A 24,421-nucleotide genomic window follows, 5' to 3' on the forward strand; every position below is an offset into this window, starting at 1 on the left:
CGCAGTGAGCGGTTCCGAGGACGAACGGTGACACAGGGGGACGGAAGGCGATGACGGCCGAGCTGGTGCGGGGGCAGAACCACCCGCTCACCCAGGTCCGCCTCGAGATCAGGATCTCGGCCGGCAGCCCGGTCGTGGCCGCAGCCACCCTCGGCGACGAGCACGGCACCGTGCCCGGTGCCGCCTGGGTGGTCCACCCCGGAGCCCCGGCGCTGCCCGGGGTGGAGGTGCCCCGCCAGGCGGCCGCGGACCACCGCCTCGCGATCGACCTCGACGCCCTGCAGGACACCGTGCACCGCGTCGATGTGCTCCTCGCGCTGCCCGGCGGCGGTCGCGGGCCCGTCCGCTTCGGCGCGGTCGCCGCGCCCTTCGTCGCGGTGACGGGCCTCGACGGCACCGAGGTCGCCACCTACACCCTGACCGGTCTCGACGCGGAACGCGCCGTGGTCGCCCTGGAGCTCTACCGTCGCCAGGGCGCCTGGAAGGTCCGCGCCGTCGGCCAGGGGTACGCCGACGGCCTCGCCGCACTCCTCACCGACCGGGGTCTGCCCGAGGCACACCGGCTGGCGGCGGAGATCGAGGAAGCCGTGGCCCAGGGCCTGGCCCGTGCGATCCCGGCACCCGCACCCGGCGCCACGGACACCGAACGCGCCCCCCGGCCGAACGGCCCCGCCACGGACGGCGGCAGCCCGGCCGCCCACGGCGCCGGAGCGCCGCCCCACACCACCACCCCCGGTCCGGCCGAACCGCACGGCACATCGGAGCCGGGACCCCGGCCGGTCGACGGCACCACCCGCCCGGCACGGGCTGCGTCCGGCGCGGCGGCCCACTTCACCGCCGACGCGGCCCTGCCCGGCGCCGCCGGGGCCTCCTCCACCACCGGGCCGGTCGACTACACCCACCCCCGACGGCGGAGCGCCGCGCCCCCGCCGCCCCCGCCGACGGCTCCGGCTGCGCCTGCCGGGCAGCCCCGGCAGCCGGTAGCGGGCGACGCGACCGGCTGGTCCATGGACGAGCGGCTCTACAACCAGGTGTGGGGCATGTTCGAGGACCTGGCCCGCGCCACCGCGGCGTACCGCAGCGCGGTCGATTTCGCGGACACGCGCAGGGAGAAGGAACTCGACCAGGCCCTGTCGGACCCGCGCAGCCGGATCGGCGGACAGAGCGACGCCGCGCGGGAGGCGGCCCGCGCCCGGCACGCCGAGCTGGTCGGCCAGGCCCGCGAGGTGCTCGACCGCGACCTGGCCCAGCTCCGGGCCGAGGCCGACGTCGTCGAGCCCGCGCTGCCACCGGCGTACGCCCGGTGGGACAACCCCGTCTGGCACGGCTACCGGGTCCCCATGGAGTTCCCCATGGCGCTGCGCGTCGGCGACCTGCACCTGCCCGAGAGCGACCCCCTGCGCATCCCCATGCTGCTCCGGCTGCCGCTGGAGCGGGGCCTGTGGATCGACAGCGGGCGGCCCCGTTCCCTCGACGGCTCCTTCACCGACTCCCACGCGCTGCGGCGGCTGGCCGTGGAGACCGCGGTCGCCATGGCTGCCCGGCTGCTCGCCGTCCACCCGGCCGGCGAGTTCACGGTCCACGTCGTCGACCCGGCCGGCTCGGCGGCGCAGCCGCTGGAGCCCCTCACCCGGTCCGGTGCCCTGACCGGACCGCCGGCCACCGGTGCCGCGGGGGTCGCGGACGTGCTGGCGGGGCTCACCGAGCGGGTCGACCTGCTGCACATGGCGGTTCGCGGCGGCGCGGCCGACGCCCTGCCGCCCGGCTTCGACACCTCCCAGCAGCTGCTCCTGATCAACGACTTCCCGCACGGCTTCGACGAGCGTGCCGTGACCCGGCTCCGCTACCTCGCGGACGAGGGGCCGGCCGTCGGCGTGCACCTGCTGATGGTCGCCGACCGCGAGGACTCCGCCGGTTACGGTCCGTTGCTCGACCCCCTGTGGCGCTCCCTGCTCCGGCTCACGCCCGTGCCCGACGACCATCTCGCCGACCCCTGGATCGGGCACGCGTGGACCTACGAGCCGGCCGTCGTGCCGCCGGGGAGTCAGATCCTCGGGCAGGTGCTCCCTCAGGTCGCGGCAGCCCGCACCAACTCTTTGTAAAGTCCATCTGAACTGCGTCTTTGCGCTTTCTTTTACTCGACACTTTACCTTTTCTTGGTGATCGGGGTACTCTCTTCCCACGGAGGGGAGTACTCCCTGCCACTGCGGCGCACCCGTCAATACGGATCGCACCTGATCCCGGGACGCCGGCCCTTCACGGGTGGAAGAGACCTCCGGCCGCGCGACGACGCTGATCACATGCCGTTACGACTGCCGGAGGCGCAGTGGAGATCTCGATGACCCTGTGGGCCCTGACCATCGTGGGCCTGGCCGCCCTGATCGCGGTCGACTTCTTCATCGGACGCAAGCCGCATGAGGTGTCGATCAAGGAAGCCGGGATCTGGACGGGCGTCTGGATCGCCCTCGCCGGCCTCTTCGGACTCGGCCTGCTCCACTTCGGTGGCGCACGGCCGACCGGAGAGTTCTTCGCCGGATTCATCACCGAGAAGTCGCTCAGCGTCGACAACCTCTTCGTCTTCGTCCTGATCATGGCGAAGTTCGCCGTGCCGTCGCGCTACCAACAGCGCGTCCTCCTCGTCGGCGTGCTCATCGCGCTCGTCCTGCGGGCCGCCTTCATCGCCGCGGGCGCGGCCATCGTCGCGAGCTTCTCGTGGGTCTTCTACCTCTTCGGCGCCTTCCTCATCTGGACGGCCTGGAAGCTCGTCCAGGAAGCCCGTGCCGAGGCCGACGACGAGGAGTACGAGGAGAGCAGGCTGCTCAAGGCCGCCGAGCGTCGCTTCGGTGTCGCCGACCGCTATCACGGCACCAGGCTGTGGATCCGGCAGAACGGCAGGCGGGTCATGACCCCGATGCTCGTCGTGATGCTGGCCATCGGCACCACCGACGTGCTGTTCGCCCTGGACTCCATCCCCGCGATCTTCGGCCTGACCCAGGACCCGTACATCGTCTTCACGGCGAACGCCTTCGCGCTGATGGGACTTCGGCAGCTGTACTTCCTCATCGGCGGCCTGCTGAAGAAGCTGGTCCATCTGTCCTACGGCCTGTCGATCATCCTCGGCTTCATCGGCGTCAAGCTGGTGCTGCACGCCCTGCACGAGTCCGGCGTCCACGTCCCCGAGATCAGTGTCCCGGTCTCGCTCGGCGTGATCTGCACCGTCCTGGTCGTCACCACGCTGACCAGCCTGCGGGCCTCCCGCAGACAGGCGGCGGACGAGGAGGTGCAGGCCGGGGCCGAGGGCGCTCCGAAGGACAGCGTCGAGGTCTGACCGCGTCGAGCGTAGAAACAACCATCCCCGGGAGGTGTGCCGATCGAATTGCCCACCACCCCTCCCGGTGGTTCCTTGGGTGCTGGACGTTCCCGGTCCACGGGAGCGCCGCCGGGCGGAGGAAGCATGGACGCACCCGTGAGGTTCGCACAGATCATCGAGTTCGAGACCGACCGCATCGACGAGATACGCCGACTCGCCGAGGAAGCCGACGAGCGTTTCGCCGGCCGCGAGCACGGCCCCGTCCGACGTCTCGTCCTGCAGGACCGCAACCAGCCCCACCGCTACCTCGTGGTGATCGAGTTCGACTCCCACGAGGACGCCGTGCGCAACAACGACGACCCCGACACGGGCAAGCTCGCCGAGCAGATGGCTGCCCTGTGCACCCGTCCGCCGGCGTTCACCGACTGCGACGTACAGGAGAGGGCCGATTTCACCTGACGGCCCCAAACCGACCGGAACCGAGCACCCCGACCGGCAGGCGGACCCTCGCCGCACGCCGCGCCGCCCGCCGTGACCGCGTGCAGACCCGCCTCGAATTCGCCTCGGCTCCGCGACGGCCGGGATCGGCCTGGCCGTCCCCGCGGTCGCCCTGGCGTCGATCCGGCGCTCCGGCCCGCCGATCCTCGGACTCGGCGCCACGCACATGATGCTGCTGGCCCTGACCGTCGTGGTCAGCTCGCTGACCGTGGTGCCGGGCCGGGCGACCCCGTTGCAGGGAGGGGTGCACCTGGTGCTGTTCGCCGCCGATCGCGAGCCGGCGATCGACCCACGACGGCCTTCGGCCCGGGGCGCGCGCCCATGGGTCAGTAGGTGACCGTGATCCGGCGGGCGGGTCCGTCGACGCGGATCGTGCCGCCGTAGGGGAGGACGAGCTGCGGGTCGGTGTGGCCGAAGTCGACGTCGAAGACGATCATCGTGTCGGGGGCGTAGGCGCGCATCGCCCGAACAACGGCCTCCCGCTGCTCGGCCGCGTAGCGGGCGGCCTCCTCCGGAGTGTGGGGCCGCTCGAAGGACCAGGTCTTCGGTCGGCCCATCAGCAGCGCGGGGAACTTCTGCAACAGACCGCGCTCGCCCATGTTCCGCAGCGTGCGAAAGACCTCGGTGCCGCTCGGCAACTCCTCGGAGGTCTCCAGGAGCAGCACACCGCCTTCGTACACCGACAGGTCGTGGGAGACCTCGCGGTCGGCCGCCAGCATCCAGGCCACGATCTCCAGACAACCGCCCCAACCGCGACCCTCCACGGCCCGGTCGGGGTTCACCCAGTCCCAGCCGGTGCCGGGCCGGGTCTCCGGCTCCGCATCGAACGTGGCGGGGTCGGCCCAGTCGCGGCTGACGTCACGCCACCGCTCGGCCGGGCGCAACTCGAACTCGCCCGGCGTGAACAGCGCGGCCCGCAGCGACTCCTCCGTCTGCGGGTGCATCGCACCGGGACGGCCCAGCTCTGCCATCACGCCGGCACCGTGAAACCCGACGATCCCCGTGTTGTACAGGAACGCCAGCAGGTTGGTGTTGTCGCTCATCCCGAAGAACGGCTTGGGATTGGCCCGGATCAGCTCCCGGTCCAGCAGCGGCAGGACAGTGAGCTGATCCTCGCCCCCGATCGACGCCATGATCGCCTTGATCTCCGGGTCGGCGAAGGCGGCGTGGATGTCGCCGGCGCGCTCCTGCGGTGTGGAGCCCATCTTCCGTGTCGCCGGGTACTCCACCGGCTCCAGGCCGAAGTCCGTCCGCAGCCGCCGCAGCCCCAGCTCGTAGGGGAGCGGAAGAACCCCCGGCAGCGCGGTGGAGGGTGAGATCACGGCTATGCGGTCGCCGGGCGACGGCTTGGGCGGGTAATCGATCACGGTCATGCCGCGAGGGTAGGGCCCGCCGCAGCGCTCGCGCACCGTGATAAACCGGGTCCGAGCGGCGGCCCCCACCGGGCCGTCCCACCGCGAACGGACCGGAGGAACCGTGCCCCGCACCCTGGCCAACGCCCCGATCATGATCCTCAACGGCCCCAACCTGAACCTGCTCGGGCAGCGCCAGCCGGAGATCTACGGCTCCGACACCCTCGCCGACGTCGAGGCCCTCTGCGTGAGGACGGCCGCCGCACACGGGGGAACGGTGGACTTCCGGCAGTCCAACCACGAGGGCACACTGGTCGACTGGATCCACGAGGCGCGGCTCGGACACTGCGGGATCGTCATCAACCCGGCCGCGTACTCGCACACATCGGTCGCGATTCTGGACGCCCTCAACGCCTGCGACGGACTACCCGTCATCGAGGTGCACCTCTCCAACGTGCACAAGCGGGAGTCGTTCCGGCACCACTCCTACGTCTCGCTGCGCGCGGACGGCGTGATCGCCGGGTGCGGGGTGCAGGGCTACGCGTTCGGCGTGGAGCGGGTCGCCGCGCTCGCGGGGACGGCGCGGGCAGACGCGTGAGGACCGCCCAGGAGGCGAGTGCTCCCGCGCGCCCGCCGTCCGTACACGCCCGGCGGGCTCACGACTGCGGGCGACCGGAGGTCGCCCGGGCCGCCGGCCGAGGGCGGGGAACGGACCGGCGGCCCCACCGCGCGGGGGCCGTTGTCCCGCGCGGGGCGGCCTCCAGTTGACCCCCGGCCGCATCCCGGCGGGAGCGTGCGCGGGGTGTCGGCGCGTGCACGGCTTTCACACGGGGCGCGAACGCCCGACGCGGCGTGCCGCACGCCCGGCCCCGCGCCTCGATCCGGGCGGCCCCGCCGCGGAGCCCGTGGCGCCGGCACCGGGTCGACGGCGTTGCACCGGGCGGACGTTCACCACCCGCGCGCGTGCCACTCCGGCAGATGCGGCCTCTCCGCGCCCAGCGTCGTGTCGTTGCCGTGCCCGGGGTAGACCCAGGTCTCGTCCGGCAGCATGCCGAAGATCCTGGTCTCCACATCGTGGATCAGGCTGGCGAACGCCTCGGGGTCCTTGTGGGTGTTGCCGACTCCGCCGGGGAAGAGGCAGTCGCCCGTGAACACATGAGGGTGGCCGTGCGGGTCGTCGTAGACCAGCGCGATCGAGCCCGGGGTGTGGCCGACCAGATGGCGCGCGGTCAGTTCCACGCGCCCCACCCGGACGGTGTCGCCGTCGTCCACCAGGACGTCGGTGGGTACCGGGATGCCGTCGGCGTCGTACCGGCCCGCATAGGTGCGGGCCCCGGTCGCGGCCACGACCTCGGCGAGCGCCTGCCAGTGGTCGCCGTGCCGGTGGGTGGTGACGACGGACGCGATGCCGTCGTCACCGATCATGCCGAGCAGGGCCGACGCGTCGTTCGCCGCGTCGATCAGAAGCTGCTCGTCCGTGGCCCGGCAGCGCAGCAGATAGGCGTTGTTGTCCATGGGACCGACCGCGATCTTGGTGATCATCAGGTCCTTGAGCTCGTGCACGTCCGCCGGGCCGCCGACCGTCACCTGTCCGCTGTACGTCATGAACGTCAGCCTATCGCCGCGCCTGTCCCGCGACCCGTCCTCGCCCTACAGCGGGGGCAGTGCCGGCAGCGCGCCGCCGTGCACGGTCAGCCCGGAGCCGTCGCGGCGCCCCGCGAGCCATCCGAGCAGTTCCGCCGGTGTCCCCGTGACGGTGATCTCCGGCTCCGCCGCCTCCCGGCCGGTGCTCCACGCGCGCGTGCCGTCCGTGAGCCGCGTGGGCGGAACGTCGGTGCGGCCGGTGAAACGGGCGGCGAGGAACACGATCTCCCGCTCGGTGAACTCCGCCGGTACGTCCTCCAGCTCGTAGCCGATCCCGAGGTCCACGTGGTGCAGCTCGACCTCCGCCCAGCGGCGGAAGGGTACCCGGGCCGCGGTGTCGGTCACGCCGTTGCGCAGTTCCACCGTGCGCGACCAGTCGGCCTGCGCGTCCCCGGTCGCGCGGAAACGGGCCGCGGTCTCGCGCAGGTCGGCCAGCTGAGCGTCGAGGGGGCGCGGGGCGCCCTTCTCGATGTCGGCGTCGCGGGCCTCGGCGGACACGTACATGGGACGGCCCTCGAGGACGTTGACGAGAGCGTCGGCGTTGCGGGCGAGGTGGGCGAGGACGTGGCCGCGACTCCAGCCGGGCAGGCGTGACGGTTCGGCCGCGGTTCCGTCGTCCAGTTCGGCGACCGCGCTCAGCAGCCGATCGGTCGCTTCCCGTACGGACTCCAGGTCACGTGCGTGATCAATCATGGTGCTGACCCTAGCCGTGCCACTCCTTCGGGTGAAGGTGGTGAAGCCGGCCCGTAAATCGAATGCACGTGCTATATGGTCGGACGTGGCGTCGGGCATGCTGGAGGGCCGGGGATTGTTTGCATCCGGTGAATCCGACCGGCGTTGTCAGTGGCTCGCCCTAGTCTGAGAAGGACGGGGGCCCCGCCCCTGTCACTTCTCTCAAGAAAGGTGCGGACCGGCGTGGCCGACCGTCTCATCGTCCGTGGCGCGCGCGAGCACAACCTGAAGAATGTCTCGCTCGACCTGCCTCGGGACTCGCTCATCGTCTTCACGGGCCTGTCCGGGTCGGGCAAGTCCTCCCTGGCTTTCGACACGATCTTCGCCGAGGGCCAGCGGCGCTACGTGGAGTCGCTCTCCTCGTACGCCCGCCAGTTCCTCGGGCAGATGGACAAGCCCGACGTCGACTTCATCGAGGGCCTGTCACCCGCGGTCTCCATCGACCAGAAGTCGACCTCGCGCAACCCGCGCTCCACGGTCGGCACCATCACCGAGGTCTACGACTACCTGCGTCTGCTCTTCGCCCGCATCGGCAAGCCGCACTGCCCGGAGTGCGGCCGGCCCATCTCCCGCCAGTCGCCCCAGGCCATCGTCGACAGGGTGCTGGAACTTCCGGAGGGCAGCCGCTTCCAGGTGCTCTCGCCGCTGGTGCGCGAGCGCAAGGGCGAGTTCGTCGACCTCTTCGCCGACCTGCAGACCAAGGGCTACTCCCGTGCGCGCGTGGACGGCGAGACCATCCAGCTGTCCAGCCCGCCGACGCTGAAGAAGCAGGAGAAGCACACCATCGAGGTGGTCGTCGACCGCCTCACCGTCAAGGACTCCGCCAAGCGCCGGCTCACCGACTCCGTGGAGACCGCACTCGGCCTGTCCGGCGGCATGGTCGTGCTCGACTTCGTCGACCTCCCCGAGGACGACCCCGAGCGCGAGCGCATGTACTCGGAGCACCTGTACTGCCCGTACGACGACCTGTCCTTCGAGGAGCTGGAGCCCCGCTCCTTCTCCTTCAACTCGCCCTTCGGCGCCTGTCCCGACTGCACCGGCATCGGCACCCGCATGGAGGTCGACCCGGAGCTGATCGTCCCTGACGAGGAGAAGTCCCTCGACGAGGGCGCCATCCACCCCTGGTCGCACGGGCACACCAAGGACTACTTCGGCCGTCTGATCGGCGCCCTCGCCGACGCCCTCGGCTTCCGCACGGACATCCCCTTCGCCGGCCTGCCGCAGCGTGCGAGGAAGGCCCTGCTGCACGGCCACAAGACGCAGATCGAGGTCCGCTACCGCAACCGGTACGGCCGCGAGCGCCGCTACACCACGCCGTTCGAGGGTGCCGTCTCCTTCGTCAAGCGCCGTCACAGCGAGGCCGAGAGCGACGCCAGCCGCGAGCGCTTCGAGGGCTACATGCGCGAGGTGCCCTGCCCCACCTGCGAGGGCACGCGCCTGAAGCCGATCGTCCTCGCCGTCACGATCATGGAGAAGTCGATCGCCGAGGTCTCCGCGATGTCCATCAGCGACTGCGCGGACTTCCTGGGCCGGCTTCGGCTCAACGCCCGCGACAAGAAGATCGCCGAGCGCGTGCTGAAGGAGGTCAACGAGCGCCTGCGCTTCCTCGTCGACGTCGGACTGGACTACCTCTCGCTCAACCGCGCGGCCGGCACGCTCTCCGGCGGCGAGGCGCAGCGCATCCGCCTGGCCACCCAGATCGGCTCCGGCCTGGTCGGCGTCCTGTACGTGCTCGACGAGCCGTCCATCGGCCTGCACCAGCGCGACAACCACCGCCTCATCGAGACCCTGGTCCGGCTGCGCGACATGGGCAACACGCTCATCGTCGTCGAGCACGACGAGGACACCATCAAGACGGCCGACTGGATCGTCGACATCGGCCCCGGCGCCGGCGAGCACGGCGGCAAGGTCGTGCACAGCGGTTCTCTGAAGGAACTGCTGGCCAACGCCGAGTCGCAGACCGGGCAGTACCTGTCCGGCAGCAAGTCCATCCCGGTCCCCGACGTCCGGCGCCCGCTCGACCTCTCCCGGCAGCTCACCGTGCACGGCGCGCGCGAGAACAACTTGCGCGACATCGACGTGTCCTTCCCGCTGGGCGTGTTCACCGCGGTCACCGGTGTCTCCGGTTCGGGTAAGTCGACGCTGGTCAACGACATCCTGTACACACACCTGGCGCGCGAGCTGAACGGCGCGCGCAATGTGCCCGGCCGTCACACCCGCGTGGACGGCGACGACCTCGTCGACAAGGTCGTGCACGTCGACCAGTCGCCCATCGGACGCACCCCGCGATCGAACCCGGCGACCTACACCGGTGTCTTCGACCACGTCCGCAAGCTGTTCGCCGAGACCACCGAGGCGAAGGTCCGCGGTTACCAGCCCGGCCGCTTCTCCTTCAACGTCAAGGGCGGCCGCTGCGAGAACTGCGCCGGCGACGGCACGATCAAGATCGAGATGAACTTCCTCCCGGACGTGTACGTGCCGTGCGAGGTCTGCCACGGTGCCCGCTACAACCGGGAGACCCTGGAGGTCCACTACAAGGGCAAGTCCATCGCCGACGTCCTCAACATGCCGATCGAGGAGGCGATGGACTTCTTCGAGGCGGTCCCGGCCATCTCGCGTCACCTCCGGACACTCAACGACGTCGGCCTCGGCTACGTCCGCCTCGGGCAGTCCGCCACCACCCTCTCCGGCGGCGAGGCCCAGCGCGTCAAGCTCGCCAGCGAGCTCCAGCGCCGGTCCACCGGGCGCACGGTCTACGTGCTCGACGAGCCGACCACCGGTCTGCACTTCGAAGACATCAGCAAGCTGCTGAAGGTGCTCTCCGGGCTGGTCGACAAGGGCAACACGGTCATCGTCATCGAGCACAACCTCGACGTGATCAAGACGGCCGACTGGCTCGTCGACATGGGTCCCGAGGGCGGCGCCGGTGGTGGCCTCGTCGTCGCCGAGGGCACACCGGAGCAGGTCGCCGGGGTCCCGACCAGCCACACGGGCAAGTTCCTGCGGGAGATCCTCGGCGCCGACCGGATCAGCGACGCTCCCATTCCGGCGGCCCGCCGGAAGACGGCGTCGAAGACCACCGTCGCGGCCCGGGCGACCGCCAGGAAGACGGCCACCGAGGCCGTCGAGGGCTCGGCCGGCACCGCGCCCGCGAAGAAGGCCGCGTCTGCGAAGAAGGCGTCCACCACGAAGAAGGCGGCGGCCGCGAAGAAGACCGCCGCCGAGGCCACCGCCGGAAGCACGGCCAAGACGGCGGCCGCGAAGACGACCACCAGGAAGGCGGCGAAGAAGGCGACCGGCTCGGCCAAGGCCTGACCGCCACCGTGCGCCGCAGCGCACCCACGCGTCCCGCGGAGTTCCATGCTCCGGTGGGGCGCGAGGCGTTCGTGGCGCCCCGCCACCGACGTCACTGTCGCCTTCCCGCCCGCCCCCGCGGCCTCCGGCCACGGGGGCGGGCGGTCCGGTTCACGTTCCGGCGTCGCACCGGGCCGCCCGGCGGGGCCGCGGTCCGTGGCCGGGGGAGGGGTCAGCCGGTCCGTCCGCCGTCGGAGGGCTGCTCCAGCTCATGGGCGTACGGGGGCTCGGCGCCCGCGCGGGAGCAGGTGACGGCCGCGGCGCGGGCCGCGAACCGCAGCAGCCGCGACCAGCCCTGCGGATCGAGTGCGTCCAGGGCTCTTGGCGCCAGGGCGTCCTGTGCGGCCAGACCGTGCAGCAGTGCGGCGTTCACCGTGTCCCCGGCACCGATGGTGTCGACGACATCGACCTGCTCGCCCGGCACGGAATACACCGCGCCGCCACGCGTGAAGGCGGTGAGACCGTCGCCGCCCGCGGTGATCACGACCGCCTCGGGCCCGGCGGCCAGCCACTTCCGCGGGCTTCCGCCCAGCCAGCGGGCGTCCTCCTCGGAGAGCTTGAGCAGTGTCACCGACGGCAGCCAGCCCGCGAAACGTGCCCGGTAGGCGTCCGGATCGGGGATGAGGCCGGGCCGGACGTTCGGGTCGAGGGCGGTGAACAGTCCCTGTGCCGAGGCCCGCCGAAGCACCTGCTCGTACGCGCTCGCTCCGGGCTCCAGGACCAGCGAGCACGTGCCGAAGGACACCGCCCGGGTGCCGGCGGGCAGCGTCGCGGGTGCCGTGAAGAGCCGGTCGGCGGTGCCCTCCACGTAGAACGAGTAGGCGGCCGAGCCGTCGGCGCCGAGCGTGGCGAGGGCGAGGGTGGTCGGTTCCGGCCCGCGCTGCACCGCCGACACGTCCACCCGGGCCCGCCGCAGTCCGTCGAGCAGGGCCTCGCCGTAGGCGTCGGAGGACACCCGGGAGCAGAACGCCGTGGGGGAGCCGAGGCGTCCCAGCGCCACGGCCGTGTTGTACGGGCCGCCGCCGAGCGCCGGCGTGAGCGCGGCCAGCGGGCCCTCGCCCCGCGGGACCAGGTCGACCAGGGCTTCACCGGCGACGACGATCACGAGTCGGTTCCCTTCCGAGGCGGCCGCCGAGGACCCGCCGCCCGGGCCCCGGACCGGAAGGTATCCCACCCTGCGCGACGGGTAAACGAAACGCACCATCGCTCAGGCTCACACTCACGCCCGGAGCCGACGCGCTCGCGCCGGGCGTTCCTCGGCGTACGTCCCGGCGCCTTCGTCCTCGGCCGGCACACGTCGCCCACCGCGGCACCGGCCCGCCCGGACGGCACGTACCCGCTCCGCTCCGCTCCGCTCCGCACGGGCCCCGGTATCGTGCGGCACGCATCCCCGCACGATCCTGGAGAACCGCATGACCGGCCGTCCCGTCCCGAGCCGCCGCACCCTTCTCAAGGGAGCCGCGGTCACGCCCGTCGCCGGGCTCGGCCTGGCCTCCTGCTCACTCGGCACCTCCACGTCCGCGGTGCCGGACGGCCCCGTGGAACTCGGCGCCGAGAGCGAGATCGCCCAGGGTGGCGCCAAGCTGTACCGGGACCACAACGTGGTCGTCAGCCGGGACACGTCCGGTGCGCTGAAGGCCTACAGCACGATCTGCACGCACGCACGGTGCCCGATCAACGAGCTGGAGGGCACCAAGCTGATCTGCCCGTGCCACGGCAGCGAGTTCGACGCGACGACCGGCGAGGTGCTGCACGCACCGGCCACGGCGCCGCTCCAGCAGCTGACCGTCCGGGTGACGAACGGCAAGGTGGTCGCGGGGCCGGGTGCCTGAGGCCGGCCCCGCCGGTTCACCGGCTCACTCCCAGTCCCACCCGATCCCCACGACACCCGACCTCACCCGGGGTTCCACCAGGTGCACGGAGTGGTGCCGCCCGCTCAGGCGCAGCTCCTGACGGCTGTTGCGGGGAGCCGCGGGCGAGTGCTGGGTGAAGCGGTGGCAGCGCACGGGAAGTGCGTTCTGGTCGAACCGGACCTGCAGGGCGTACTGCCCGCCCGGGGTGCCGAAGGCGCGGACGAACTCGTGGCAGACGTCCGCGGTGCCGTCCTCGACGGCGTACCGGAACAGGAACGTGTCGCCCGCCCGCAGACGCGTGTCGAAGAGCATCTCGGCCACGAGGATGCCGGTGTCGTGGTGCAGCCGGACACGCCCGATGCGGCAGTTCTCCAGGGCGCGCACGGCCATGCGCTCGGGCGCGCACCCCGGATCCCCGTGGTGGACGGCCAGGAAGCGGTCGACACCGTCGCGGTGGGCCCGCACGATGTGGTGCGACTCGCGGGTCAGCAGTTCGCGCCGCGGCCCGATCCGCACCTCCTCGTGGTGGCCGAGCGTGTGCAGTCCCCCGTCGGGTGCGGCGTCCAGTTCTCCGAGCAGGCGCTCCAGCGTGCCGGACGCCTCCACGAAGGAGCGGTAGGAGCGGGCCGCGGGCCGGCCCGGTGCCGTGCCCTCGTCGGTCCCCGCCAGCAGCCGGATCAGCGATTCGTCGGGCAACTGGAGGATCTCCTCCAGCGCCCGCACGGCACGCAGGGACTCGGGACGCTGCGGGCGGCGTGCGCCCTGCTGCCAGTAGCTCAGGCTGGTGACGCCTACTCTCACCCCGTAGCGCGACAGATGGTGCTGGACGCGCTGCAGCGGAAGTCCCCGGGCGGCGATCGCGGCGCGCAGCGCGACATGGAAGGGGCCGCCTTGCAGGGCCGTGTCCAGTTCGGCGGTGGCGACGTCCGCGTGCTGTGTGGCGTGCGGCATGCAGGCGCCTTTCTGTGAATGATCACTACGGCTGGTCAGACCGTGCGTGTGGGTCGTCGGGACGTTGGTGCGGGCGCAGGACGGTGCTTCACATCCGTTCGCCGCTCAGGGCCCCGAGTTCCCCCGCATTGAAGCGTGTTGACTCGGTCCCGACAACACCCGGTCCCCGGCCGCACCCCGTTGCTGGCCGAGACGGAGCGCCTTCGGCGGTGGGGCGACACCCGCCCCGGCGACGGTGACCCGGACGTTGTCCACAGGCCCGCCGCGCTGTCACTTCGCGCCAGTAGGGTGTGAGACATGGCCGACCCCTCCAGCTACCGCCCCAGGCCGGGCGAGATCCCGGACTCTCCCGGGGTGTACCGGTTCCGTGACGAGCACCGCCGGGTGATCTACGTCGGAAAGGCGAAGAGCCTGCGTCAGCGCCTGGCGAACTACTTCCAGGACCTGGCGAACCTCCACCCGCGCACCCGCACGATGGTGACCACCGCCGCGTCCGTGGAGTGGACGGTGGTGTCCACGGAGGTGGAGGCCCTGCAGCTGGAGTACTCCTGGATCAAGGAGTACGACCCCCGATTCAACGTCAAGTACCGCGACGACAAGAGCTACCCGTACCTCGCGGTGACGATGAACGAGGAGTTCCCGCGGGTGCAGGTGATGCGTGGTCACAAGAAGAAGGGCGTCAGGTATTTCGGCCCGTACGCGCACGCATGGGCCATTCGCGACACCGTCGACCTGTTGCTCCGCGTCTTCCCGGTGCGCACCTGCTCGGCCGGCGTCTTCAAGAACGCCACCCGCACCGGCCGCCCCTGCCTGCTCGGCTACATCGGAAAATGTTCCGCGCCCTGCGTCGAGCGGGTCTCCCCCGAGGACCACCGGGAGCTGGCGGAGGAGTTCTGCGACTTCATGGCCGGCCGCACCGGCACCTATCTGCGCCGTCTGGAGAGGCAGATGTCGGACGCGGCCGAGGAGATGGAGTACGAGCGGGCGGCCCGCCTGCGCGACGACATCGAGGCGCTGAAGAAGGCCATGGAGAAGAACGCGGTCGTGCTCGCGGACGCGACCGACGCCGACCTCGTCGCCGTCGCCGAGGACGAGCTGGAGGCGGCCGTCCAGATCTTCCACGTGCGCGGCGGGCGGGTGCGCGGCCAGCGCGGCTGGGTCACCGACAAGGTCGAGGAGGTCACCACCGGTGCCCTCGTCGAACACGCACTCCAGCAGCTGTACGGCGAGGAGAGCGGGGACGCCGTCCCCAAGGAGGTCCTCGTCCCGGCCCTGCCGGACCCCGTGGAACCGGTCCAGGAGTGGCTGACCGGCCGCCGGGGCGCGAACGTCTCGCTGCGTGTCCCGCAGCGCGGCGACAAGAAGGCCCTCATGGAGACGGTGGAGCGCAACGCGCAGCAGTCCCTCGCCCTGCACAAGACCAAGCGCGCCTCCGACCTGACCACGCGCTCGCGCGCGCTGGAGGAGATCGCCGACGCCCTCGTCCTCGACAGCGCGCCGCTGCGCATCGAGTGCTACGACATCTCCCATCTCCAGGGCGACGACGTGGTGGCCTCCATGGTCGTCTTCGAGGACGGGCTGGCCCGCAAGAGCGAGTACCGCCGCTTCCAGATCAAGGGCTTCGCCGGCCAGGACGACGTCCGCTCCATGCACGAGGTGATCACCCGCCGCTTCCGGCGGTACCTCGCCGAGAAGGAGAAGACCGGCGAGTGGGGGGACGACGAGAACCCCGGGGCCGTCCCGGACGCGTCCCCCGACGGCCCGGACACCGCGCGAAGCGGCCTGCAGGACGACGACGGCCGTCCGCGGAAGTTCGCCTACCCGCCCCAGCTGGTCGTCGTCGACGGCGGGCAGCCGCAGGTCGCCGCCGCCCGCCGGGCCCTGGACGAACTGGGCATCGACGACATCGCCGTCTGCGGCCTCGCCAAGCGCCTGGAGGAGGTCTGGCTGCCGGACGACGACGACCCGGTGGTCCTGCCCCGCAGCAGCGAGGGCCTCTACCTGCTGCAGCGCGTGCGGGACGAGGCGCACCGCTTCGCGATCACCTATCAGCGCGCCAAACGCGCCAAGCGCTTCCGCTCCAGCCCCCTGGACGACGTGCCGGGCCTCGGCGAGACCCGCAGGCAGGCGCTGATCAAGCACTTCGGTTCGTTGAAGAAGCTGCGATCGGCGACAATCGATGAGATCTGTGAGGTTCCGGGTGTAGGCCGCAAAACGGCCGAGACCGTCGCGGTCGCGCTCGCCCGGTCGACGCCCTCGGCACCCGCCGTGAACACGGCCACCGGAGAGATCATGGATGACGTGGACCTCGCGGACGACGCGGAGGACATGCACGACGCGACAGACGGGGACCCCGTGACACCGGGCTCCCCGGGGGCGCCCGTCCCGGCGGGGGCCCCGGAGGATCGACGGGGGCAGGAGAGATGACCGAGCAGCACGAGACAGGAACCGCGGCCGACCGGGAACGGGCGGCCGGCCACACCGACGGGCGGGCCGAGCGCCACGCCGACGGCGAGCAGACCGCACGCCACGACAACGGAGCACAAGTGAGTACGGGCAGTGAAACAGCCGGGGTCCCCGACACGGCCATCCCCGAGCTGGTGATCATCTCCGGCATGTCCGGAGCCGGCCGTTCCACGGCGGCCAAGTGTCTGGAGGACCTCGGCTGGTTCGTCGTCGACAACCTGCCGCCCGCCCTCATCCCCACCATGGTGGAGCTCGGCGCCCGCTCCCAGGGCAACGTCGCCAGGATCGCGGTCGTCGTCGACGTCCGGGGCCGCCGCTTCTTCGACAATCTCCGCGAGTCTCTCGCCGACCTCGACCGCAAGGGCGTCACCCGGCGGATCGTGTTCCTGGAGTCCTCGGACGAGGCCCTGGTGCGCCGCTTCGAGTCGGTGCGCCGCCCGCACCCCCTCCAGGGCGACGGCCGCATCGTCGACGGCATCGCCGCCGAGCGGGAGCTGCTGCGCGAACTGCGCGGCGACGCCGACCTGGTGATCGACACCTCCAGCCTCAACGTGCACGAGCTGCGCGCCAAGATGGACGCCCAGTTCGCGGGCGACGAGGAGCCCGAGCTGCGGGCCACCGTGATGTCGTTCGGCTTCAAGTACGGCCTCCCCGTCGACGCCGACCTGGTCGCGGACATGCGGTTCCTGCCCAACCCCCACTGGGTCCCGGAGCTGCGTCCCTTCACCGGCCTCAACGAAGAGGTCGCGACGTACGTCATCAACCAGCCCGGGGCGAAGGAGTTCCTGGACCGGTACGCCGAACTCCTCCAACTGGTCGCCGCGGGGTACCGCCGCGAGGGCAAGCGCTACGTGACCATCGCGGTCGGCTGCACCGGTGGCAAGCACCGTTCGGTCGCCATGTCGGAGAAGCTCGCCGCGCGGCTCGCCGCCGAGGGCGTGGAGACGGTGGTCGTGCACCGGGACATGGGACGCGAATGACCGGACGTTCTCCGCGGCTGAGCCGGCTGCGCAGGGCGATGCCCGAAGGGCGCGCGAGCCGGTCCGTCGAGCCCCGCGGCGGCAGACCGCGCCGCCGGGGCACCCAGCCCAAGGTCGTCGCACTCGGCGGCGGCATGGGCCTGTCCGCCTCGCTCGCCGCGCTGCGCCGGATCACCGGCGACCTCACCGCCGTGGTCACCGTCGCCGACGACGGAGGCTCCAGCGGACGGCTGCGCGACGAGCTGGGTGTGCTGCCCCCCGGCGACCTGCGCAAGGCGCTGGCCGCGCTGTGCGGGGACGACGACTGGGGCCAGACCTGGTCCCGGGTCATCCAGCACCGCTTCCAGTCCCAGGGCGAGATGCACGGCCACGCCGTCGGCAATCTGCTGATCGTCGCTCTGTGGGAGCAGCTCGGCGACCACGTGCAGGCCCTCGACCTGGTCGGCAGGCTGCTCGGGGCGCACGGGCGGGTACTGCCCATGGCCGCCGTGCCCTTGGAGCTGCAGGCCCTGGTCAGGGGTCACGACCCTGAGCGGCCGGAGGGCGTGGACACCGTCCGCGGCCAGGCGACGGTCGCGCTCACCCCCGGCGAGGTGCAGTCCGTGCACCTGGTGCCCCACGACCCGCCCGCCGTCCCCGAGGCGGTCGAGGCGGTCCGCGACGCGGACTGGGTGGTGCTCGGCCCCGGCTCCTGGTTCTCCTCGGTCATTCCGCACCTGCTCGTTCCGGAGCTCTTCGACGCCCTGCAGGAGACCAAGGCCCGCAGGGTCCTCTCGCTCAACCTCGTCCCGCAGCCCGGTGAAACCGAGGGCTTCTCACCGCAGCGTCATTTGGAGGTTTTGGGGCGACACGCCCCTAAACTCGCCCTGGACGTGGTGCTGGCCGACGAGGCCGCCGTGCCCGACCGCGACTCGCTGATCGACGCCGCCAAGCGCTTCGGCGCCGCGGTCGAGCTGGCGCCGGTGGCCCGGCCCGACGGAACCCCGAGGCACGACCCGGAGCTGTTGGCCGCCGCGTACGACCGTATTTTTCGGATGCATGGAAGGATCGGCCCATGGCGATGACGCCAGCGGTGAAGGACGAGATCTCCCGGCTCCCCGTCACCCGCACCTGCTGCAGGAAGGCGGAGGTCTCCGCCGTCCTGCGGTTCGCCGGCGGCCTTCACCTGGTCAGCGGGCGCATCGTGATCGAGGCGGAGCTGGACACCGCGATGGCGGCACGCCGCCTCAAACGGGACATCCTGGAGATCTTCGGGCACAGCTCGGAACTGATCGTGATGGCGCCCGGCGGGCTGCGTCGCGGCTCGCGCTACGTCGTGCGCGTCGTCGCGGGCGGTGACCAGCTGGCGCGACAGACCGGTCTGGTGGACGGGCGCGGGCGTCCCATCCGCGGCCTGCCCCCGCAGGTCGTCTCCGGCGCCACCTGCGACGCCGAGGCGGCCTGGCGTGGAGCCTTCCTGGCCCACGGCTCGCTCACCGAGCCCGGCCGCTCCTCCTCCTTGGAGGTCACCTGCCCGGGCCCTGAGGCCGCGCTCGCCCTGGTCGGCGCCGCCCGCCGGCTGTCGATCGCCGCGAAGGCCCGAGAGGTGCGCGGCGTCGACCGGGTCGTCGTCCGCGACGGCGACGCCATCGGTGCCCTGCTCACCCGCCTCGGCGCCCACGAGTCGGTGCTGGCCTGGGAGGAGCGCCGGATGCGCCGCGAGGTGCGGGCCACGGCGAACCGACTCGCCAACTTCGACGACGCCAACCTGCGCCGCTCGGCCCGCGCGGCGGTCGCCGCCGGTGCCCGCGTCCAGCGCGCACTGGAGATCCTGGGTGACGAGGTTCCCGAGCACCTCGCCGCCGCCGGCCGGCTGCGCATGGAGCACAAGCAGGCCTCACTGGAGGAGCTGGGTGCGCTCGCCGACCCGCCGCTGACCAAGGACGCCGTCGCGGGCCGCATCCGTCGCCTGCTGGCGATGGCCGACAAGCGCGCCGCGGACCTCGGCATCCCCGGCACGGAGGCCAACCTCGCCGACGAGCTCGCCGACAACCTCGCGGGCTGACCGGGATCCCGGCGTCCGCACGTCCGGTCACGGTGCGCCCCTGCAGGTCCTCCGACGGCCCGGCGCGCGGACCGCTTGTCCGGTGGCCCGGTATGGGCACCGTTCGTCCGGCGGTCCGGCGGCCGCACCCATCGTCCGGCAGCTCGGTGCGCGGGTCGTTCGGCGAGGGCCCGTGCCCACGACGTTCGCCCCGTGGCCCTGCCTTCGGGGTCATCGTCCGAGGGCGTGTGCCCGGGCACCGCTTCGCCCGGCCGTCTGCCCCGGCCGGGCGAAGGCCCGCCGCTGCCGGGATCCGTCGCCCCTGCCTCCGCCCGCCGCGCGGGAGCGTCCCCGGCCCACGCCTCGGACCGCGCCGGCTCCCGCCCGCCCGGCGCCGGACCCGGGCGGGCGCCGGGCCCACCAGCCCGGCCCCGGCGCCGGCCCAGGCGCCCCGGCGCCGCAGCTCCGGATCCCGCGCCGGTGGGTGTCCGAGGGGCGATCTTCGGCCGCGCGGCGATCGCGGCGGTCTTGAAGGAACGAGATCCCCGCCGCCACACTCACCGGGTACGCGAGCAAGCCGGAGAACGGCTCCGAGCCCGCCGTCCTCCTTGTGCCCGACCAGCCCGCCCGCGAGTGGATCATGCCCGACGACCCGGAGGCCGACTCCACCCGTCCGTGACGCGCGCACTGCGCAGTGGCCACGGCGAGGGGCGGCGCTGCGAGCACGGCGGTCCCCGAGGTCACCCCCGACGCCACCGTGCCGCTCGGCCCCGGGCCGGAGCGACGGCCGTCGAGGCCCGCCGTTACGGCCCGCTCAGGCGAGCACGAGGTGCGCTCGGACGACGACCAGGTGTGTCCGCAAGGACTGAACGGACCTACCGGAAAGGAGCGAATGGGCCGCACGGCCTGGGCGGTCCGTACCCTACTGGCGGGTACGAACCACAGTGCCGTGTATGGGCCGACTCGATGTCACCCGCAAGGCCCGGGAGAGGTAGGGTCGGGGGTGGTCGGGGACATCCCAAATACAGCTCGCCGGCGACTAGAGCCGGCGTACCAACGAGGAGATCGGTTCGTGACGATCCGCGTAGGCATCAACGGGTTTGGCCGCATCGGTCGTAACTACTTCCGCGCCCTGCTGGAGCAGGGGGCCGACATCGAGATCGTGGCTGTCAACGACCTGGGTGACACCGCCACCACCGCGCACCTGCTGAAGTACGACACCATTCTGGGCCGCCTCAAGCAGGAGGTCTCCCACACCGCCGACACCATCACGGTCGACGGCAGGACCATCAAGGTGCTCTCCGAGCGCAACCCCGCCGACATCCCGTGGGGCGAGCTGGGCGTCGACATCGTCATCGAGTCGACCGGCATCTTCACCAAGCGCGAGGACGCCGCCAAGCACCTCGCCGGTGGCGCCAAGAAGGTCCTCATCTCGGCTCCGGCCAAGGACGAGGACATCACCGTCGTCATGGGTGTCAACCAGGACAAGTACGACCCGGCGAGCCACCACGTCATCTCCAACGCCTCCTGCACCACCAACTGCGTGGCGCCGATGGCGAAGGTCCTCGACGAGAACTTCGGCATCGTCAAGGGCCTGATGACGACGGTGCACGCGTACACGAACGACCAGCGCATCCTGGACTTCCCGCACAAGGACCTGCGCCGCGCCCGTGCCGCCGCGGAGAACATCATCCCGACCACCACCGGTGCCGCCAAGGCCACCTCGCTGGTCCTGCCCCAGCTCAAGGGCAAGCTGGACGGCATGGCCATGCGCGTCCCGGTCCCGACCGGCTCGGTCACCGACCTCGTCGTCGAGCTCGGCCGCGAGGTCACCAAGGAAGAGGTCAACGCCGCCTTCCAGAAGGCCGCCGAGGGCGAGCTCAAGGGCATCCTCGAGTACACCGAGGACCCGATCGTCTCCTCCGACATCGTCAACGCTCCGGCGTCCTGCACCTTCGACTCCTCCCTGACCATGGTCCAGGAGGGCAAGAACGTGAAGGTCATCGGCTGGTACGACAACGAGTGGGGCTACTCCAACCGCCTCGTCGACCTCACGGTCTTCGTCGGCAACCAGCTCTGATCAGCAGATCAGGCACCTCGTTGTGAGAGCAGGGCTCGGGCAGCGCAACGTCGCGCTGTCCGGGCCCTGACTCACGTGCGGGCCGGCCGTCCCGGCGGCGGCCGGCCGTCTCTACGATCTAGAGCAGCACAAGCCCTCACCAGGAGTCCTCTTCCATGAAGACGATCGACGAACTTCTCGCCGAAGGAGTGGACGGCAAGCGGGTCTTCGTCCGCGCCGACCTCAACGTGCCGCTGGACGGCGGCACCATCACCGACGACGGCCGCATCCGCGCCGTGCTCCCCACCGTCAAGGCGCTCGTGGACGCGGGCGCCAAGGTGGTCGTCGCCTCGCACCTCGGCCGCCCCAAGGGTGCCCCGGACCCGGCCTACTCCCTGGCCCTCGCCGCTTCCCGGCTGGGCGAACTGCTCGGCGGCGGCGTGGCGTTCGCGACGGACACCGTCGGCGACTCCGCCCACGCCGTCGTCGCCGGACTGGGCGCGGGCCAGGTCGCCGTACTGGAGAACCTCCGCTTCAACGCGGGCGAGACCTCCAAGGACGACGCCGAGCGCGCCGCCTTCGCCGAGCAGCTCGCCGCCCTCGTCGACGTGTACGTCGGCGACGGCTTCGGCGCCGTGCACCGCAAGCACGCCTCGGTGTACGACCTGCCGGCCCGGCTGCCGCACTACGCCGGCCACCTGATCGCCACCGAGGTCGGCGTCCTGAAGAAGCTCACCGAGGACGTCGAGCGGCCCTACGTCGTCGCACTCGGCGGCGCCAAGGTCTCCGACAAGCTGGCCGTCATCGACCAGCTCCTGTCCAAGGCCGACCGCCTCCTCATCGGCGGCGGCATGGCCTACACCTTCCTCAAGGCCAAGGGGTACGAGGTCGGGATCTCGCTGCTCCAGGAGGACCAGGTTCCGGTCGTCCAGGAGTACCTGGCGCGCGCCGAGAAGGAGGGCGTCGAGCTGGTGCTGCCGGTCGACGTCCTCGTCGCCACGGAGTTCCCGGACCTGAAGACCAAGGCCCCGGCGACGTTCACCACCGTCGACGCGGACGCCGTCCCGGCCGACCGGCAGGGCCTGGACATCGGCCCGAAGACCCGCGAGCTGTACGCGTCGAAGCTCGCCGACGCCGCCACCGTGTTCTGGAACGGCCCGATGGGCGTCTTCGAGCACCCCGACTACGCCGACGGCACCCGTGCCGTCGCGCAGGCACTCGTCGACGCGGACGGCTTCACCGTCGTCGGCGGCGGCGACTCGGCCGCGGCCGTGCGCACGCTCGGTTTCGACGAGAACGCTTTCGGCCACATCTCGACCGGTGGCGGCGCCTCCCTCGAATACCTCGAGGGCAAGACGCTCCCCGGCCTCGCCGCACTGGAGGACTGACCAGACATGAGCACGCGCACGCCGCTGATGGCGGGCAACTGGAAGATGAACCTCAACCACCTCGAGGCCATCGCCCACACCCAGAAGCTCGCCTTCGCCCTGGCCGACAAGGACTACGAGGCCGTCGAGGTCGCCGTCCTGCCCCCCTTCACCGACCTGCGCTCGGTGCAGACCCTGGTCGAGGGCGACAAGCTCAAGATCAAGTACGGTGCCCAGGACATCTCGGCGCACGACGGCGGTGCCTACACCGGCGAGATCTCGGGCCCCATGCTCGCCAAGCTGAAGTGCACCTTCGTGGCCATCGGCCACTCCGAGCGCCGCCAGTACCACGGCGAGACCGACGAGCTGGTCAACGCCAAGGTCAAGGCCGCCTACAAGCACGGCCTGACCCCGATCCTGTGCGTCGGCGAGGAACTGGAGGTCCGCGAGGCGGGCAACCACGTCGCCCACACCCTCGCCCAGGTCGAGGGCGGTCTGAGGGACCTCCCGGCCGAGCAGGCCGAGACCGTCGTGATCGCCTACGAGCCCGTGTGGGCCATCGGCACCGGCAAGGTCTGCGGTGCGGGGGACGCCCAGGAGGTCTGCGCCGCCATCCGCGGCAAGATCGCCGAGCTGTACACCCAGGAGCTGGCCGACAAGGTCCGCATCCAGTACGGCGGCTCCGTCAAGGCCGGCAACGTCGCCGAGATCATGGCGCAGGCCGACATCGACGGCGCCCTGGTCGGCGGCGCCTCCCTGGACGCGGACGAGTTCGTCAAGATCGTGCGCTTCCGCGATCAGTGAGTCGAGCTGCGAGTATGCGGTGACGACGATTCGTCGTACCCTTGCGGGGTCCAGTGGTGCGCTGCTGGGCCCCGTCGTCCATCCGAATCCGAGGAAGTTGGTCCAGCTGTGGTTTTGGGGTTCTCGATCGCCCTGATCGTCTTCAGCCTGCTGATGATGCTGCTGGTGCTGATGCACAAGGGCAAGGGCGGCGGCCTCTCCGACATGTTCGGTGGTGGCATGCAGTCGTCCGTCGGCGGTTCGTCGGTCGCCGAGCGCAACCTCGACCGGATCACCGTGGTGGTCGGTCTGCTGTGGTTCGCGTGCGTCATCGTCCTCGGCCTCCTCATGAAGTCGAACAGCTGACGGTCCGCACACCGCTCACATCCGGCACTTTCCGCACATTTCGCAGGAGAAGCCCCATGTTCGGTACGCGCTTGCGGGCGCGGCCTATCATGGGGCTTGCGTCTGGGAGCGGGGGGTCTTGTAACTCCTATCACTGGACGCGCGTTGGGCCTTACGTAGACTGAGGCGCTCGCAGCGAAGCGAAACGCCGACTCGCTTTGCGGCACCATCACGCAGGGAGTTACGACCGTGGCAAGTGGCAACGCGATCCGGGGAAGCCGGGTCGGGGCGGGGCCGATGGGCGAGGCCGAGCGTGGCGAGTCCGCGCCGCGGCTGCGCGTCTCCTTCTGGTGCTCCAACGGGCACGAGACGCAGCCGAGCTTCGCCAGCGACGCGCAGGTGCCCGATACCTGGGACTGCCCGCGCTGCGGCTTCCCCGCAGGACAGGACCGGGACAACCCGCCGGCCCCCCCGCGCACCGAGCCCTACAAGACACACCTGGCGTACGTGCGCGAGCGGCGCAGCGACGCCGACGGCGAGGCGATCCTCGCCGAGGCGCTCGCCAAGCTGCGCGGAGAGATCTGAGGACCGCCGCCCGCCCACACCGCCGCCGTGCCGGTGCCGCGGCGGCCGGGAGCCCTCCCGGCCGCTCCGTGGGCGAACGGCGGAAGGGGCCGCCACACCGGTCACGGCGTCCTTGACGT

At 71.6% G+C, this 24,421-nt stretch carries 20 protein-coding genes and 1 pseudogene; 16 read left to right on the forward strand and 5 right to left on the reverse strand.

The window, feature by feature from the left end; genetic code table 11:
• Positions 1 to 50 precede the first annotated feature (50 nt).
• The 4 genes and pseudogenes from JS756_RS07785 to JS756_RS36620 form a co-directional block, all read left to right on the forward strand.
• Positions 51 to 2,102: a TerD family protein gene (locus JS756_RS07785; protein ID WP_205382256.1), complete on the forward strand. Its 2,052-nt coding sequence runs from the start codon at positions 51 to 53 to the stop codon at positions 2,100 to 2,102.
• Between the two features lie 224 nt (positions 2,103 to 2,326).
• Positions 2,327 to 3,328, forward strand: coding sequence for a TerC/Alx family metal homeostasis membrane protein (locus tag JS756_RS07790; RefSeq protein ID WP_205382257.1), 1,002 nt, complete (start codon positions 2,327 to 2,329; stop codon positions 3,326 to 3,328).
• 126 nt (positions 3,329 to 3,454) lie between these two features.
• Positions 3,455 to 3,769 carry a hypothetical protein gene (locus tag JS756_RS07795; protein WP_205382258.1) on the forward strand — a complete coding sequence of 105 codons (315 nt, stop codon included), beginning with the start codon at positions 3,455 to 3,457 and terminating at the stop codon, positions 3,767 to 3,769.
• A gap of 44 nt (positions 3,770 to 3,813) precedes the next feature.
• A pseudogene (locus JS756_RS36620) lies at positions 3,814 to 4,145 on the forward strand (hypothetical protein); the annotation flags it as partial.
• Here JS756_RS36620 and JS756_RS07800 read toward each other — a convergent pair.
• Complete coding sequence (locus JS756_RS07800) at positions 4,135 to 5,181, reverse strand: S66 family peptidase (RefSeq protein WP_205382259.1); 1,047 nt, start codon at positions 5,179 to 5,181, stop codon at positions 4,135 to 4,137. The pseudogene JS756_RS36620 and the gene JS756_RS07800 overlap by 11 nt on opposite strands.
• Before the next feature lie 103 nt (positions 5,182 to 5,284).
• Between JS756_RS07800 and aroQ the strand changes: the two genes are divergently transcribed.
• Positions 5,285 to 5,758 (forward strand): type II 3-dehydroquinate dehydratase, encoded by a 474-nt coding sequence (aroQ, locus tag JS756_RS07805; protein ID WP_205382260.1) that lies wholly within the window; start codon positions 5,285 to 5,287, stop codon positions 5,756 to 5,758.
• 350 nt (positions 5,759 to 6,108) lie between these two features.
• Here the strand turns inward: aroQ and JS756_RS07810 are convergent, their stop codons facing one another.
• Both JS756_RS07810 and JS756_RS07815 read right to left on the reverse strand, forming a co-directional pair.
• Positions 6,109 to 6,765, reverse strand: coding sequence for an MBL fold metallo-hydrolase (locus JS756_RS07810; protein WP_205382261.1), 657 nt, complete (start codon positions 6,763 to 6,765; stop codon positions 6,109 to 6,111).
• A gap of 45 nt (positions 6,766 to 6,810) precedes the next feature.
• Positions 6,811 to 7,497, reverse strand: coding sequence for a maleylpyruvate isomerase family mycothiol-dependent enzyme (locus JS756_RS07815; protein ID WP_205382262.1), 687 nt, complete (start codon positions 7,495 to 7,497; stop codon positions 6,811 to 6,813).
• Positions 7,498 to 7,719: 222 nt separating this feature from the next.
• Between JS756_RS07815 and uvrA the strand changes: the two genes are divergently transcribed.
• Positions 7,720 to 10,851: an excinuclease ABC subunit UvrA gene (gene uvrA / locus JS756_RS07820; protein ID WP_205382263.1), complete on the forward strand. Its 3,132-nt coding sequence runs from the start codon at positions 7,720 to 7,722 to the stop codon at positions 10,849 to 10,851.
• A 211-nt stretch (positions 10,852 to 11,062) separates the two neighbouring features.
• Here uvrA and JS756_RS07825 read toward each other — a convergent pair whose 3' ends face one another.
• On the reverse strand, positions 11,063 to 11,995 hold the full coding sequence (locus JS756_RS07825) for a carbohydrate kinase family protein (RefSeq protein WP_205382264.1): 933 nt from the start codon (positions 11,993 to 11,995) through the stop codon (positions 11,063 to 11,065).
• Positions 11,996 to 12,302: 307 nt separating this feature from the next.
• Between JS756_RS07825 and JS756_RS07830 the strand changes: the two genes are divergently transcribed.
• On the forward strand, positions 12,303 to 12,722 hold the full coding sequence (locus tag JS756_RS07830; protein WP_205382265.1) for a Rieske (2Fe-2S) protein: 420 nt from the start codon (positions 12,303 to 12,305) through the stop codon (positions 12,720 to 12,722).
• A 24-nt stretch (positions 12,723 to 12,746) separates the two neighbouring features.
• On the opposite strand, the gene JS756_RS07835 is transcribed toward JS756_RS07830, so the two are convergent.
• Positions 12,747 to 13,694: a hypothetical protein gene (locus tag JS756_RS07835; RefSeq protein WP_205382266.1), complete on the reverse strand. Its 948-nt coding sequence runs from the start codon at positions 13,692 to 13,694 to the stop codon at positions 12,747 to 12,749.
• Positions 13,695 to 13,991: 297 nt separating this feature from the next.
• Between JS756_RS07835 and uvrC the strand changes: the two genes are divergently transcribed.
• The 9 genes from uvrC (at position 13,992) to JS756_RS07880 (ending at position 24,302) form a co-directional block, all read left to right on the forward strand.
• Positions 13,992 to 16,121 carry an excinuclease ABC subunit UvrC gene (gene uvrC / locus JS756_RS07840; RefSeq protein WP_205382267.1) on the forward strand — a complete coding sequence of 710 codons (2,130 nt, stop codon included), beginning with the start codon at positions 13,992 to 13,994 and terminating at the stop codon, positions 16,119 to 16,121.
• On the forward strand, positions 16,118 to 17,140 hold the full coding sequence (gene rapZ / locus JS756_RS07845) for an RNase adapter RapZ (protein ID WP_205382268.1): 1,023 nt from the start codon (positions 16,118 to 16,120) through the stop codon (positions 17,138 to 17,140). Before uvrC ends, rapZ begins: the two co-directional genes overlap by 4 nt.
• Entirely contained in the window at positions 17,137 to 18,204 is a 1,068-nt protein-coding gene (locus JS756_RS07850; RefSeq protein WP_205382269.1) for a gluconeogenesis factor YvcK family protein, read from the forward strand. Before rapZ ends, JS756_RS07850 begins: the two co-directional genes overlap by 4 nt.
• Positions 18,195 to 19,184 (forward strand): DNA-binding protein WhiA, encoded by a 990-nt coding sequence (gene whiA, locus JS756_RS07855; protein ID WP_205382270.1) that lies wholly within the window; start codon positions 18,195 to 18,197, stop codon positions 19,182 to 19,184. Before JS756_RS07850 ends, whiA begins: the two co-directional genes overlap by 10 nt.
• Positions 19,185 to 20,235: 1,051 nt before the next feature.
• Positions 20,236 to 21,243 carry a type I glyceraldehyde-3-phosphate dehydrogenase gene (gene gap / locus JS756_RS07860; RefSeq protein ID WP_205382271.1) on the forward strand — a complete coding sequence of 336 codons (1,008 nt, stop codon included), beginning with the start codon at positions 20,236 to 20,238 and terminating at the stop codon, positions 21,241 to 21,243.
• A 155-nt stretch (positions 21,244 to 21,398) separates the two neighbouring features.
• Positions 21,399 to 22,610 (forward strand): phosphoglycerate kinase, encoded by a 1,212-nt coding sequence (locus tag JS756_RS07865; protein WP_205382272.1) that lies wholly within the window; start codon positions 21,399 to 21,401, stop codon positions 22,608 to 22,610.
• 6 nt (positions 22,611 to 22,616) lie between these two features.
• Positions 22,617 to 23,393 (forward strand): triose-phosphate isomerase, encoded by a 777-nt coding sequence (gene tpiA, locus JS756_RS07870; RefSeq protein ID WP_205382273.1) that lies wholly within the window; start codon positions 22,617 to 22,619, stop codon positions 23,391 to 23,393.
• A gap of 108 nt (positions 23,394 to 23,501) precedes the next feature.
• Entirely contained in the window at positions 23,502 to 23,738 is a 237-nt protein-coding gene (secG, locus tag JS756_RS07875; protein WP_205382274.1) for a preprotein translocase subunit SecG, read from the forward strand.
• Between the two features lie 228 nt (positions 23,739 to 23,966).
• On the forward strand, positions 23,967 to 24,302 hold the full coding sequence (locus JS756_RS07880) for an RNA polymerase-binding protein RbpA (protein WP_129797281.1): 336 nt from the start codon (positions 23,967 to 23,969) through the stop codon (positions 24,300 to 24,302).
• Positions 24,303 to 24,421: the final 119 nt, after the last annotated feature.

The organism is Streptomyces actuosus, from assembly GCF_016921115.1.
GTDB lineage: Bacteria > Actinomycetota > Actinomycetes > Streptomycetales > Streptomycetaceae > Streptomyces > Streptomyces actuosus_A.

What these genes read in the sequence shown, in the direction of transcription:
- JS756_RS07785 (WP_205382256.1), top strand. Translation starts at nt 51, where the DNA reads ATGACGGCCGAGCTGGTGCGGGGGCAGAACCACCCGCTCACCCAGGTC.
- JS756_RS07795 (WP_205382258.1), top strand. Translation starts at nt 3,455, where the DNA reads ATGGACGCACCCGTGAGGTTCGCACAGATCATCGAGTTCGAGACCGAC.
- JS756_RS07800 (WP_205382259.1), bottom strand. Translation starts at nt 5,181, where the DNA reads ATGACCGTGATCGATTACCCGCCCAAGCCGTCGCCCGGCGACCGCATA.
- JS756_RS07810 (WP_205382261.1), bottom strand. Translation starts at nt 6,765, where the DNA reads ATGACGTACAGCGGACAGGTGACGGTCGGCGGCCCGGCGGACGTGCAC.
- JS756_RS07815 (WP_205382262.1), bottom strand. Translation starts at nt 7,497, where the DNA reads ATGATTGATCACGCACGTGACCTGGAGTCCGTACGGGAAGCGACCGAT.
- JS756_RS07830 (WP_205382265.1), top strand. Translation starts at nt 12,303, where the DNA reads ATGACCGGCCGTCCCGTCCCGAGCCGCCGCACCCTTCTCAAGGGAGCC.
- JS756_RS07835 (WP_205382266.1), bottom strand. Translation starts at nt 13,694, where the DNA reads ATGCCGCACGCCACACAGCACGCGGACGTCGCCACCGCCGAACTGGAC.
- uvrC (WP_205382267.1), top strand. Translation starts at nt 13,992, where the DNA reads ATGGCCGACCCCTCCAGCTACCGCCCCAGGCCGGGCGAGATCCCGGAC.
- rapZ (WP_205382268.1), top strand. Translation starts at nt 16,118, where the DNA reads ATGACCGAGCAGCACGAGACAGGAACCGCGGCCGACCGGGAACGGGCG.
- JS756_RS07850 (WP_205382269.1), top strand. Translation starts at nt 17,137, where the DNA reads ATGACCGGACGTTCTCCGCGGCTGAGCCGGCTGCGCAGGGCGATGCCC.
- whiA (WP_205382270.1), top strand. Translation starts at nt 18,195, where the DNA reads ATGGCGATGACGCCAGCGGTGAAGGACGAGATCTCCCGGCTCCCCGTC.
- JS756_RS07865 (WP_205382272.1), top strand. Translation starts at nt 21,399, where the DNA reads ATGAAGACGATCGACGAACTTCTCGCCGAAGGAGTGGACGGCAAGCGG.
- tpiA (WP_205382273.1), top strand. Translation starts at nt 22,617, where the DNA reads ATGAGCACGCGCACGCCGCTGATGGCGGGCAACTGGAAGATGAACCTC.